The organism is Vibrio sp. 1F279 (assembly GCF_041439815.1).
Classification (GTDB): domain Bacteria; phylum Pseudomonadota; class Gammaproteobacteria; order Enterobacterales; family Vibrionaceae; genus Vibrio; species Vibrio tasmaniensis_A.
In genome coordinates this window covers 97,745-110,154 of record NZ_JBGOOU010000015.1, presented here as the reverse complement: position 1 = coordinate 110,154, position 12,410 = coordinate 97,745, and the positions used below count along the sequence as shown (strand labels likewise).

Genomic DNA, 12,410 nt, shown 5'->3' with positions numbered 1-12,410 from the left:
AAAAAGCATGCAAAACGGGCGGCTCTGTCTCTAAACTGAATTACGCAACAAAGCCAGAGCAAGTAGCAACCAAGGGCAAGTGAGTCTGTTACTTCAGTTTAATACGCTTATCAACGTGCGACCTCAGAACACTGCCTCTCAACTAGAAATTAAAAGTATCGAACCAAATAACAAGAATAACAAATGGGTCCTTGAAGTACTGAACAGCGGTAATAGTTATGGTCGGTTAACCAATACGACATGGAAAATTTCTGACGGCAAAAAATCAACCTATTTAAAAGGCGTAGAAATCGCCAAACGTATTCCAGGAACTTTAGTTCTTCCCTATTCCACTCGTTTTTTCGAAATGCAGCCACTTGAAAATTACAATGTAGAGACGCTATCGATTGAAATCGAGCAGGATCAGTAGCAATGAGACGTTATATTTTTGGTGGGTTCATTTCTTGTTTTCTGTGTGGACAAGCGCTTGGCATAACACTGTTTCCAACCGTCATTGAACTCAATACCGATCACAGGGCAACATCGCAACTGGTTGTGACTAACAACTCAACGCGGGATCTCCCACTTGAAGCTAACGTTCGTCGTTTGAAATTCTTACCTGATGGTACGTTCCAAACAATAGATCTATCGAGTGAGGTGATGTTTGTGTTTCCACCTGCCGCTATGTTGGCACCCGGTGAACGTCAAGTATTCCGTATACAATGGTTGGGAAACCGCCAACTCGAAACTTCCCAAAGTTACTTTGTTCGTTTCAGTACCTTAAATATTGGTCAAAACAACGAAAAAATGGACAGTCCTACCAGTTTAACAACCGGTATCAATTTGCAAGTTCACTACAATGCGTTGTTGCACATTCACTCATCCTCGCTAGAGCCTGACGTGAACTTACATATAGATGAACAAGGAAAACTAACACTCACTAATTCAGGGTCGCGATTTACCTATACATCGTTACTTCATTTTAAGGGGCTCGAATCTCAGAACCAAAAGGTACATGAGGCTTTAGGTGAACAGTTTATTCCACCACGCTCGACTATTACTTTGCCTTCTTCTTTAAATTACTTACCAGTAGGCACTTATCATGGATATGAAAACTGAAACCTCTCACAAGATGTGGCAAGTTTTCTATGTCTTGGGATTAGTACTGTTTTATTGTGCCGCCTTAAGCCCTGTAGCTTGGGGCCAGGATATGGTATTGAACCCGACAGGACGCGACATTCAACTTACCTCTTTACTAAGGATAAGTGACACCATTCTTGGTGAAGCGGACATTATCATTACCGCAAACAACGAAATTCTTTTGCCAAAGGAAAGTACGCTGTCTCTCCTTTCGTCTGTCGTCACTCAAGAAGGTATTGGTAAGCTCCATGACACGACAGACGATGAGATGCTGTCGCAGCACCACTTTATGAGCGTAGGGCTGGGACTTAATTTCGACTTTTCTTCGTTGGAATGTATCGTGACGGTTCCGCCAGAATTTAGCTTAACCCAACAACTCTCGATGAACGGCGCAGATGATTTTTATAACTATGCTGAGCCAAGTCTGTTAAGCGGATACGTTAACGTCGCCCTTTCCGCCAATGAGAGCCAATATGTCGATCAAAAATCGTCAAGGCAAGATCTTTATCGCAGTCAATTCGACTCTGCACTTAACATTGGTTTTTTCAATTTTGAATATGAATCCTATTTAGAAAATGGTTCATCGAAAAAGTCACAATATGTGAGAGAAGGAACTCGTCTTAATATTGACTTTGCACAGCAAGGTACACGACTTGTGCTCGGCGATATGTACAACAGTGGCCAATCTTTTCAGGACAGTACCGACATACTTGGTATTGGCTTAACTCGAGATTTCACACTGATTCCAACCAGAAATGCACGACCACGAGCCAATCAATCATTCACACTTCAAAGAGCCTCGAATGTCGATGTCTATATAGATGGGATTGCAGTCCAACGATTGACCTTAGGCGCTGGTAGCTACAACCTGAGTGATATACCTCTTGCGCAAGGTAGTAACGATATTGTACTCGTCATTACCGATCGTTCTGGGAATGAAGAGCGTATCGAGTTTTCTATTGCGACGGGTAACGACTTACTCAATAGCGGTGAGTTTGAATATAGCATTATGTATGGAGCACCCTCTGAACTCCAAAATGGACAATTAGAATACCTAACCGATGAGCGTATTTTCCATGGTTATGTTGATGTGGGGATTAACCCTTGGTTAACGTTAGGTACCAACTTTCAAACCCGTGAAGATTTATACCAATATGGTACTACCGCACTCATCGCTTCTAGATGGGGAGTCACTGAACTCAATGCTTCACGTAGCGAACATCCTGTATTAGGAAACGGCGATGCTTACAAATTTGCATTCGATGCGGAATTTTCCAGCAAGAATACACTGGCTCCACAACTGAGTGTTAGTTATGAGTATCTGAGCAACAATTTTACTGGTGTTGCTGGGTTTGACGCCTCCGATAAAGACATCAACTTAACCACTCATTATGCTTCTGCATTCGGTTCGATTTATCTAAGTCGATCATTACGTGCCGCCATGACAGTCAATTACCGTTTAGGAATAGACAAAGAGAACGACTATTGGCTAATTAGCCCGAGTTTATCGGACGGACTGTTTGATACTCACGCGACTTGGAGTGCCCGTGTTAGCTATCAAGATCACGCCAGTAAAGACGATGACATCAGCACTACGCTCACCATAAGTTGGCCTCTTAGCCGACAAACTCGTGTCGTCGGTCGTTACAGTACAGAGCTAAGAGAAGCCGCCTTAGATTACAGCTATCAGAATAATATAGGTAACACCGGAGGGATATCAGGCTTTGCGAGTGTCATTACGAATGAAGAAACGGACGCCGATATGGACGCTGGTATTAACTATACAGCAAACCGTTACGAATTGAGTGCCACCCATGCCTCGCGACTTGACGACATTAGTGGTGACACAAGAAACCACAGTACCGACGTGACCATCAGCAGTGCACTTGCGTTTGCAGGTTCATCGATAACGATCGGCAGACCAGTCCGAGAAGCATTCGCTATTGTCAGCAAGCACGAAAGCCTCGCAGAGAATGACGTGGCATTAGACCCAACAAAAGATGGAGAGTACGCACGCGTTTACCTTAACGGAGATGCCAGTGCCATGGTCCCTGATCTTGTTGCTTATAATAGCCAAGTCATCGGTTATGAGGTCGATAACTTACCACCGGGATATGATTTGGGGGATGGTGCTTTTTGGGTTAAGCCTGATTACAAGCGGGGCTTCCAACTACAAATTGGTTCCGATGCTGTCTTAACCGTGATTGGTAAGCTATACGACCGTCAAAGTAACAATCCAATTTCACTTGTCGCTGGTGTAGCACATTACCTTGGTGAAGCTAAACAGTTACCGATTGACTTCTTTACCAATCGGAGTGGCATATTTGCGATATCTGGGTTAAAGCCAGGGAAATATCAACTGATTCTTGACACTAAAGGACAAGAGTCAGCCGTCATTACTCTCAGCGAGCGCAGTGACAACTTGATCAGACTAGGAGATGTGTATGTGGATTAAACAACTTCGGTGGGGAGGATGGTTCCTCATCGCCATAAATTCTGTATCCTCTGTATTAGCTTGTGAAGCTAGTGCATTGACGATTCAACCCGTCTCATCCGAGTCGCAATACGACGTGTTCAACACAGGTACTTACGCAACAATTAATACTTATAGGATCGATGCGAATATAATTGGCGAAGACTGTAAATTGAGTTTGGTTCTACAACTTAATGATACTAGTCGGACGTTAAAAGGGGTAAACCAAGACAAACTCAACTTCGAGTGGAGTGGACAAGTGGGTGTGCCAATCGCGAATCAGTGGCATTTATCATTAACCGACAGTCAACCTTCGACAACCATACAAATGCGTTTCCCAAGCAAACAGTGGCTAGCGTCAGGAACCTACCGGGGGCTTTTAGAAGTGTCGCCCTCTTATACCTCAGACAACCAACAAATAGAGATTAGCCCTAGCTCACTCCCAGTATCTGTTACCGTGCCACCAGCTGCAAAAGTTCACTTTTATGGGTTAACTCAACAGCATTATGACCTTGATCTAGGAACATTATATTCAAACAAGATTATTCGTTCTGCACCGAACCTATGGGTGCAAAGTAATACAGCGTATACCATCGTATTGGAATCATCCCATCAAGGGATGCTACGTCATGAATCTGATGAGACAAAATGGGATATTCCATACGAACTTTCCCTAGATAACGATAGAGTAAACCTCGGTCAACTTGATGCAAAAATTCAGCGTATTTCGGCTACGATCGGTCAACCTATTCCTTTGAGTTTTGTAATTGGGGAAACAGAGAACAAACCGGGAGGAATATATGACGATACATTACAAATTTCTATAGAACCCCTCCTTTCACAGCAGCCTTAAATATGTAATTATATAAATCCTGAGATATGCAACGCAATTATATAAAACCCAGTATCATATAATCACAACACGATTTGTCAGTTTCGGAGTAAAGTATGCATAACAGTAAAAATAATTTAAAGCACATGCTCCTAATTGGCGATAACGGTATAAATAACCAGTTTATTCAACGAGAAATAGAGAAATACAGTGACTTTTGTTTTAGTCGCGAATGTATTTCAGGCATTGAACGTTCGAATCATCGCAAGACGTTTGATGTCATTCTCATTAGTTACTTACTCTTAGCTGACATCAAAGATGTTTACATCACCTTATCAAAAGTAGAGTCCAACAAATGGGTAATCTATGACGTTCCCTCTGATATTACCGGACAGAGTATTACCGTAATGCAACTATTCAACATGTTTAATATAAAGGGCATAATCTATCAAGATGCTCCTGTAGAACACCTTACACGTTGCTTGAAAACGGTTTGTGATGACGACCTATGGTTACCGAGGAAGTTAATGTCGCATATTTTATCCAATGCGCGCTCCCAAACATTCAAGTCACAGGTAATATTATCTACCCTTACAAAAAGAGAAGCTCAAATATTTAAACGAGTTATCAGAGGAGATACAAATTTAGAGATATCAAGTGAACTATTTATTTCAGAAAGTACAGTAAAAACGCATGTATATAATATATATAAAAAAATAAACGTAACCAACCGAAAAGAAGCAATAAGAAAAGCAAATTTTATCAATAGTTTAGAGACTATTATACAACCAGGCATGTAGTTGAAATTATGAACATAAATACAAAAATGCAGATTGCAGTTCTTTTTCAAACTGACGTATTAGAATTTTAAGCCCTTGGAAATTAGAACCTAAACTTTCAGCCTTCCTGGTTTATCATCAAAGAAACAGACAAAATCACTCACACTAGGAAGTTAACAACCAATTCAAGTTATACACCAACTTGCATTCATTCAACAACAAGCTAGCAAATTACGTCTTTATTTCCTTATAGCATCTTGAATATTACGAGCCGTAAACAGCTGGCCTACTGTTATTAAAGCAATCGATATTGCTGTTGAGTTAGAAAAACTACACAATTTTTCCAACTCAACTCTCCATCACTAAGCCACGCAGAGAGTCATAGTCATCTTACAGAGGCAACCCGATAAACAGAAATCACAGAGACATGTAGTGCCAACTATCAGGCAAACTGGGGCTTTTTTGCCAAAGCAACTATTGAGGCTATGTGAAGTTGAGCACAATCAATGGCTTTAAAACCGCAATCCTCACCATCAAATGCTAGAAAGAAATCTGTTCCTGCTAGAAATACAATCTCTACATTATTGTCATTAGTTAACTTCTGACCTATTGAGAAAATAGTAGCTTTATCCTCTGCAGACGCGTACCCATTTCTAGCAAATTTTCGGTAAGTATCAGCCACAATTAATTGCTCGTCGGGGTCTGGTACAATCAAACAGTTTTTATCAAAACAACCAAAAATTCCGGTTTGCATTGTAGGTAAAGTACCTAATACTCCGACCTTGGAAATTGCATTTTCTTGAACGTAATATTTTAAAACGTCTAAAGCACTCATGATTGGCAAAGGAGAACGAATTTCCAATTCTGTTAAGCAAAAGTGCCCAGCTAGCGAGGGAATCACTACGTGGGTCGCGCCACATTTAACCAATCTATTAATGTAGTTAAGAAATATGTTAACTTGTTTTTTCTTGTCGTCTGCTAATAAATTTTTTGTAAGCTCATGAATATCAGCATGAACGATTGTAAGTTCGAGCGATATATTAACAACTTGATATTGCTTCACTAGTTCTCTATAGTACATCTCTGTTGAGGCAGGACCAATTCCGCCAATAATTCCTATATGCAAAATAACTCCTTACAACTCTTCACTAAATACCCTCTATTTCGATAATGTAACATGAATTACAATGACTTAAAATTCACTCTAACCACATATTACTCAATGTCATAACCCCCATACTACTGGTATCTGTTCCATATACATTATCCGCACGACGGTAAGCAATATGATCTCGCCAAAGCGGACAGTAATAATAATTTTGAATCAACCAGTCTTCAGCTCGATGCAATTTTTGTAAAAATTCGGAGCTACTAATACTCTCTCGCATCAATGCATCAACAAAAGATAATAGGCTTTTCTTAGCATCATTTGAAAGGCAACGTGTAAATACATCACCACATAAAAGCCATTCATAGTATTGAAAAGCTATGTCATCCCCAAATGCATAGCAGTCATAGAATACATCAGTAGAACCTGGACTATCAAAGCCGGCTTTGTCTTTAATTAACAGATCTAAACCGTTCCTCCTCAGAGCAGACAATAATGGTTGAATTTCTGCTCGATGAGTGTCCTTTACTTCAAAAACCACAGGTCTGGAGGGGCGCTTCATTCCTCGGTTAAATAAATGAAAACCTTTTTCTTGATGACAATGCATAATGCTGTTCGCCTCACGAACCTCTGCACCATTAACATATGCGCGACTATAATGGACAATCCAACTCAATTCCTCATTCGACAATACGTTCTTATGATGGGGAAATTGAAGCACTGTGCACCCACTATGTTCGATAATGTCCTTGCTATCTGTTGGATCTAAATAAGTCCAACACGATTCTTCGACATGTATCGCTGATATTGGTAGTTCATTACTCGACCAAAACTCAGCACGTTCTATATGCCCACCAAAAGCAAAATAATGCGTATTTCGGATTAAACTCCAACGATGAGGTTCCAGTCTTTCTACTTGGTATGCTCCCGAGCCTACTGGAGTATCGGAATTGAGGTCAAATATCGCACTGTGAATATCAGCTAATAAATGAAGAAACACCGGATCATGTTGATCCAAGTAAAATACTATCCACTGCTTTTCTACTTCAATATTAACTAAATGGCTAAATAGAATCTGGTATGGATGGGTGGTTTTACACCGCATATCAAAGTTAGTTTTTACCATTTCTGGTGTTAACATTTCACCATTGTGCACTGTATATTATTACGAATCCGAACTCGGATTTGTAGACCATCAACATCAACTTGATGAGCCAAGTAGGGTTTTATTTCTTGCTGCTCAGAGTCGAAACGAACCAATGTATCAAACACACTTTCTATCATGAGAATCGATCGTGTTGAAAGCGCTAGATGGGGACGCCACTCGGGCAAACTATAAGGTACTACATACATTAAAGTATTCTGTTGTTTTAACCTTTGTTTCGCTTCATCTAACCATTGGGGCAAGTGATTTTGAAATTGCCAAACACAATCAAATTGTTGTGCCAAAATGAACGCCTCGTTCATTTTTCCGCCCTGAACCATTCCTTCTATTTTATCAAACAGTGCATCTTCAAAATTTTTAACCAATGTCAACTTAGAATGATTCCCTCTCCCGCGTCCAGGAAGCCATTTCAATATACCTTGCGACTCCAGAGATACCATTAACTTACTTACATTACGCTCCGAACAGAAAAGAATCTCGGCCAGGTCAGTGATTGTCACTTCAGTTTTTAGATTTTGATTAAATTTACGCTCTAATTGTCTCAAACGTTTTAAGTGGCTGCTTGATAATTGATGTAAATGTTCCATACGTCTCCTTCATCTCAGATTTGTACCTGGCTTAACCACAAACCAGTTGGTTAATTTCGCTATGAGTTAACTAAAAATAAGTGACAAACGCGTAGAATGTTGGACAACCAGGTACATTTAGATAAATTTAATTAGCTGACCTAGTAAAATACCAATTATAAATGATACTAAGTAACCATAATTTCTTGTCCCCGCTCCTCTTTTTCTTTGCGGAGGGAGCTTTGATTCAGGATCAATCAAAAGCTGCTTAGCGTTTAGAGTGTATAATGCATAGTCAAGTGGGTTCATATTTCCGTTCCCATATATCATGTAGGGGAAAAGTATGCTGGCGAATCCCGTGATTAATAATGAACAATTTAAAAATCATAGTTCATCTTTTATGACTCTATGTCCATGACATGCGCTAATAGGCCATCGAACCCGATCTTATTTTTATTCCTAAAGCTAGAAAATCAAGATAGGCAATAGTTAATAATTATCAAAAGCTAAAAAGAAAACTGGACCCCCAATTGATAACCAATTTCAACAGCGTCTCGTTTAGCGTATTCAAAATCAGCCACTAAACCGAAAACAGAGCCAAATTGAAAAACATTTTTTAACTTAACTGCATCCCGTGACCGTTCCAAAAAATCATGTTGATAAGAAAGACCTAATACCCAATGCCTAGCTATTTGTTTTCTGACCATGGTTTTACAGTATCCCCCTTGCTCTGAAAACGATACGCTATAGTCACTATCCGCACGATAGTTAATCACCCCACATGAAAAGGAACTTGCTGCAGCCCCTCCGAATCGACCGATGACTCCACCACCAGATTGCCAAGTATCAACTTCAGAACTGAATCTAGTTAGGAAGTCTGCATGCCCTTCTAGAAAAACATTACTGAAGACTTGAGCACTAAGATCTAAATACAACCCACCTAAAGCTTTATCTTCATTATTGTCATATTTACCATTTAGGTAAGGTTTCAACGCTCCTTGGTGAAAATTCGCGCCTCTATACCCAAAACCAACATGTGAAAAATTATCAACAACTTCGCTGGATGCATACCCGGAAATAGGAAAAAAAAGAAAGAAAGGTAATATTATTTTGAACATAAGACTGAATCCTGAGAGTAGTTAATGACAGATACCCGTATTATTTAGGGCTCTCAACATTTAATTGTAAGTCTCAAAATCTATACTGATTTTGAGAGCTAACCAAAAAAGCTAGCATCGCGGGGGATTTTGTTTTGGCAATGCGTATCAATCCCTGAATAAACTACGCATACCTATAATTAGGTACATGATCGCATTTATTATTGTATGCAGTCAATCTCGTTAAAGTTATTATCAATTAAATTTAAACGCGTAAAAAAAAATCATACACCAACTGATAAGAACAAATCAGACCAATATAGCGGACATTTAGGACGGAAAGCACCAATAAACAAGCCCACAAAAAACAAACATCAAAAACAGCACATCGGACTTGTTATTTATAAATATCAAACTATCATCTCATCGCTCAATAATTTAGAACTTAAAAATAAATAGAACGAGGAAATAATATGTCGGTAACTTTTCAAGGTGTACCAGTTTCAATATCAGGTAAACTTCCTAAGCTTAATCAATTAGCACCAAAATTCACCCTCTGCGACAAAGAGTTAAATAATTTAACCTTAGATAGTTTAAAAGGAAAAAATGTCTTACTAAACATTTTCCCTAGCATTGACACACCTATTTGTGCTGCAAGCGTTCGTACATTTAATAAAAACGCCGCTGATTTAAATAACACTGTAGTGATATGTATTTCTGCTGATTTGCCATTTGCCATGAACCGTTTTTGCGGTGCAGAAGGGATTGACAATGTAATAACAGCGTCTTTCTTCAGAGAATCGTCATTTACTGAAAACTACGGTGTAAACTTAAATGAAGGTGCTCTCAAAGGGCTATCGGCGAGAGCCGTTGTCGTTATCGATCAAGAGGGAGTTGTAAAATATTGTGAACTGGTTTCTGAGATCACTACAGAGCCTAACTACAAATCTGCACTAACGGCTTTATTATGATCATGCGTAGATTACTTATTGTTGCTACTGCCATTTATTCAATAAACACCTTCGCAAAATTTGAAACAACTAAAGAAGATGCTGGGTTCGGAGAAAGTCAAGTAGTCACACTTGAGAAGACTACAAAGTTTGACCTGGTTGGTAATCCATTAAAAGTGGGTGATTTGATGCCTTCGGCTAAGTTGCTAACTTCAGGATTAGAGCATTATGATACTAGTGCGAAAAATCAATCGATAAAAGTATATAGCATACTAACGTCCGTTGACACGCCCGTCTGTGTTCAACAAGCTATAGAGCTTTCTCAATACATAAAGAGTAACAAGCAGAAACTCCAGGACATTGAATTTTATGCCGTGAGTGCCGATACTGCTTTTGCTCAACAGCGGTTCATCAAACAACATTCTCTAAAAGGAGTGACCTATCTTTCTGACTCTTCAGAACATCGATTTGGTCTCAATACCGGAACTCAAATCAAGCAGTTAGGGTTACTTAGTCGAAGTATTATTGTTGTAGATGTAAACAACCAAGTCATTTTCACACAACGAGTACCAGAACTTACAACTATTCCAAGTTTAAAGCATGCAATAAATTTTGCTTTAGAAAATCGTTAGGATCTTATGGAATATAAGAGGTAAAGTCCTCTTATATTCCAATTTAAACATTTATGACCAAAACCCTAATAACCCTATTAATTTCAATACTGCTAGGAACTATTTATATTGGAGGTATTTTAGAATCTGAAACTTCAGTATCAGAACTCACAATAGAACAATATATAAATAACTCAAGGTACAATATGCCACTAGTCTCTCTATCAAAATAGTTATACTACTCATTTTTTTGGCACATCTAAAATAGAATTTGACGTATGTAGAAGGCATAACATGTTCTTGTCATGCTTTAGATCGTAAAAAGTCACTTAGACAAGTTAAATGTATGACAAGGTCATATTTTTCAATGAAACAACAAATATGAACCTAATTGTTCAACCTTTAAAACTAATTCTTTGTTGTTGTCTGCTGATTAATTTGATAAATTTATGTCCTCTTCACTTTCGACGAAACCAAGTATAGGTAATGTAAATAATCTATGTGGGACTTCAGACCTCAAGCACACTCTCAACTTCGAAATCGAATATCAGGTGAAGAAAAGAGACTCACTAATACAGAAAGCCAATTGCTCCTGCTATTGCTATCAAATAATCATCGCATCGTAACTAAAGCAGAAATTCATAACAAGATTTGGCGAGGAAAATTTGTTTCAGATGCTAGCATTACACACGCTATTGCTTCGCTACGTCTAGCTTTGCATGATACCGTGCAAACTCAATGTATCATTCGAACAGCTCCTAAAGTTGGTTACTTTCTCACAAAAAATACAATAACTCTAGTTTCAGTTAACCAAATCCAGCCTCAACCTAAGTTCCCAGCAAAGTTACGATTATTCAATCTCAGTTACTTTTCACAGACTTTAATATTGCTTTCATTGGTCAGCGTAAACTTGTTACTGTTTTGGTTTATATTTGTCCCTTCACAACCTACCCATCGATTGAACATGTCTAAAGTGAACGACAAGACCAACACATTTACAATCGAAAGTAATGACCCCCAGAGTAAATCCCTCTTAGATCGACTTGTGAGCTTACCTGAATTGAATAACTCAAATTTTTATATAACGTCTAACAGAACAAGGATTTATGTTAGTTGTATCTATAAGGAAAACTCAACTTCTGCTAGCCAAAGCGTTAATTTCTCCGTTGATATCAAAAGACCCATAGCGAAGGTTGTTAATGACATTGTACATGAATGCCAATAAATATTTCTTGCTTGTTGTAATGATATTGCTTGCCTTGTTACCTATACAAGTCATCCTAAATAATTCGTTTGTACCGACTTTCACTCAAAACCCTAACACAAAAATCAGTAAAACAATTTTGACTTACGGTGAAAAAAGTGAAGACAGAAAATCTAGAACGATTGATTATCAATTGAAGCCTTATTTATGGAATCGCTTCCTTTTACTTACATCAATTCACTTTGATAGTGGGGAGAATACGAATACGCAGTTTCTTATCACTTTCTGGCCCAAAAGCGTTTACTCAATAAAATACATCAACAAACTAATAGACGCACGAGAAACAAAATATTTTGATTTACCGGAGCAACATGTTCTTTTCGATGGGAACGAAGAAAACTTTCAAGTTTTAGTGGACAACTCACATCAATATTGCTATGTGCAATTATCGAACAGTTCAGTTCAATGTGTAGATATAGACACAAGTAAGAATAAATAGTTGATAT

13 protein-coding genes and 1 pseudogene are annotated in these 12,410 nt (G+C 38.7%); 9 read left to right on the top strand and 5 right to left on the bottom strand.

Translation table 11 applies throughout. The features are described 5' to 3' along the window. Positions 1-55: 55 nt before the first annotated feature. From ACED60_RS13020 to ACED60_RS13000, 5 genes and pseudogenes are all read left to right on the top strand, one after another. Positions 56-409 (top strand): annotated as a pseudogene (locus ACED60_RS13020) (molecular chaperone); the annotation flags it as partial. Between the two features lie 2 nt (positions 410-411). Then, positions 412-1,098: a molecular chaperone gene (locus tag ACED60_RS13015; RefSeq protein ID WP_012600554.1), complete on the top strand. Its 687-nt coding sequence runs from the start codon at positions 412-414 to the stop codon at positions 1,096-1,098. Next, entirely contained in the window at positions 1,082-3,574 is a 2,493-nt protein-coding gene (locus ACED60_RS13010; RefSeq protein ID WP_371727719.1) for a fimbria/pilus outer membrane usher protein, read from the top strand. Before ACED60_RS13015 ends, ACED60_RS13010 begins: the two co-directional genes overlap by 17 nt. Continuing rightward, positions 3,564-4,445, top strand: a complete 882-nt coding sequence (locus tag ACED60_RS13005) for a hypothetical protein (protein WP_371696163.1) — start codon at positions 3,564-3,566, stop codon at positions 4,443-4,445. Before ACED60_RS13010 ends, ACED60_RS13005 begins: the two co-directional genes overlap by 11 nt. 95 nt (positions 4,446-4,540) lie before the next feature. Further along, positions 4,541-5,224: a helix-turn-helix transcriptional regulator gene (locus ACED60_RS13000; RefSeq protein WP_009845438.1), complete on the top strand. Its 684-nt coding sequence runs from the start codon at positions 4,541-4,543 to the stop codon at positions 5,222-5,224. A gap of 421 nt (positions 5,225-5,645) precedes the next feature. Here ACED60_RS13000 and ACED60_RS12995 read toward each other — a convergent pair whose 3' ends face one another. From ACED60_RS12995 to ACED60_RS12975, 5 genes are all read right to left on the bottom strand, one after another. Continuing rightward, positions 5,646-6,329, bottom strand: coding sequence for an aspartate/glutamate racemase family protein (locus tag ACED60_RS12995; protein WP_012600551.1), 684 nt, complete (start codon positions 6,327-6,329; stop codon positions 5,646-5,648). Between the two features lie 73 nt (positions 6,330-6,402). Next, positions 6,403-7,452: an ABC transporter substrate-binding protein gene (locus ACED60_RS12990; RefSeq protein ID WP_371727718.1), complete on the bottom strand. Its 1,050-nt coding sequence runs from the start codon at positions 7,450-7,452 to the stop codon at positions 6,403-6,405. Further along, positions 7,446-8,063, bottom strand: coding sequence for an SgrR family transcriptional regulator (locus ACED60_RS12985; RefSeq protein WP_371727717.1), 618 nt, complete (start codon positions 8,061-8,063; stop codon positions 7,446-7,448). The genes ACED60_RS12990 and ACED60_RS12985 overlap by 7 nt, the downstream gene beginning before the upstream one ends. 117 nt (positions 8,064-8,180) lie before the next feature. Next, a complete protein-coding gene (locus ACED60_RS12980; RefSeq protein WP_181257528.1) occupies positions 8,181-8,351 on the bottom strand; it encodes a hypothetical protein in 171 nt (56 codons plus the stop codon). A 197-nt stretch (positions 8,352-8,548) separates the two neighbouring features. Then, positions 8,549-9,160, bottom strand: a complete 612-nt coding sequence (locus ACED60_RS12975; RefSeq protein WP_135383815.1) for a hypothetical protein — start codon at positions 9,158-9,160, stop codon at positions 8,549-8,551. A gap of 452 nt (positions 9,161-9,612) precedes the next feature. Between ACED60_RS12975 and tpx the strand changes: the two genes are divergently transcribed. From tpx to ACED60_RS12955, 4 genes are all read left to right on the top strand, one after another. After that, positions 9,613-10,110, top strand: a complete 498-nt coding sequence (gene tpx, locus ACED60_RS12970; protein WP_012600547.1) for a thiol peroxidase — start codon at positions 9,613-9,615, stop codon at positions 10,108-10,110. Next, the gene (locus ACED60_RS12965; protein ID WP_135383814.1) at positions 10,107-10,721 is read left to right on the top strand and encodes a redoxin family protein; all 615 of its coding nucleotides are present in this window, start codon (positions 10,107-10,109) and stop codon (positions 10,719-10,721) included. The genes tpx and ACED60_RS12965 overlap by 4 nt, the downstream gene beginning before the upstream one ends. 478 nt (positions 10,722-11,199) lie before the next feature. Continuing rightward, positions 11,200-11,925, top strand: a complete 726-nt coding sequence (locus tag ACED60_RS12960; protein WP_012600544.1) for a winged helix-turn-helix domain-containing protein — start codon at positions 11,200-11,202, stop codon at positions 11,923-11,925. After that, on the top strand, positions 11,912-12,403 hold the full coding sequence (locus tag ACED60_RS12955; RefSeq protein WP_004731215.1) for a hypothetical protein: 492 nt from the start codon (positions 11,912-11,914) through the stop codon (positions 12,401-12,403). The genes ACED60_RS12960 and ACED60_RS12955 overlap by 14 nt, the downstream gene beginning before the upstream one ends. Positions 12,404-12,410: the final 7 nt, after the last annotated feature.

What these genes read in the sequence shown, in the direction of transcription:
- ACED60_RS13015 (WP_012600554.1), top strand. Translation starts at nt 412, where the DNA reads ATGAGACGTTATATTTTTGGTGGGTTCATTTCTTGTTTTCTGTGTGGA.
- ACED60_RS13010 (WP_371727719.1), top strand. Translation starts at nt 1,082, where the DNA reads ATGGATATGAAAACTGAAACCTCTCACAAGATGTGGCAAGTTTTCTAT.
- ACED60_RS13005 (WP_371696163.1), top strand. Translation starts at nt 3,564, where the DNA reads ATGTGGATTAAACAACTTCGGTGGGGAGGATGGTTCCTCATCGCCATA.
- ACED60_RS13000 (WP_009845438.1), top strand. Translation starts at nt 4,541, where the DNA reads ATGCATAACAGTAAAAATAATTTAAAGCACATGCTCCTAATTGGCGAT.
- ACED60_RS12990 (WP_371727718.1), bottom strand. Translation starts at nt 7,452, where the DNA reads ATGTTAACACCAGAAATGGTAAAAACTAACTTTGATATGCGGTGTAAA.
- ACED60_RS12985 (WP_371727717.1), bottom strand. Translation starts at nt 8,063, where the DNA reads ATGGAACATTTACATCAATTATCAAGCAGCCACTTAAAACGTTTGAGA.
- ACED60_RS12980 (WP_181257528.1), bottom strand. Translation starts at nt 8,351, where the DNA reads ATGAACCCACTTGACTATGCATTATACACTCTAAACGCTAAGCAGCTT.
- ACED60_RS12975 (WP_135383815.1), bottom strand. Translation starts at nt 9,160, where the DNA reads ATGTTCAAAATAATATTACCTTTCTTTCTTTTTTTTCCTATTTCCGGG.
- tpx (WP_012600547.1), top strand. Translation starts at nt 9,613, where the DNA reads ATGTCGGTAACTTTTCAAGGTGTACCAGTTTCAATATCAGGTAAACTT.
- ACED60_RS12965 (WP_135383814.1), top strand. Translation starts at nt 10,107, where the DNA reads ATGATCATGCGTAGATTACTTATTGTTGCTACTGCCATTTATTCAATA.
- ACED60_RS12960 (WP_012600544.1), top strand. Translation starts at nt 11,200, where the DNA reads ATGTGGGACTTCAGACCTCAAGCACACTCTCAACTTCGAAATCGAATA.
- ACED60_RS12955 (WP_004731215.1), top strand. Translation starts at nt 11,912, where the DNA reads ATGAATGCCAATAAATATTTCTTGCTTGTTGTAATGATATTGCTTGCC.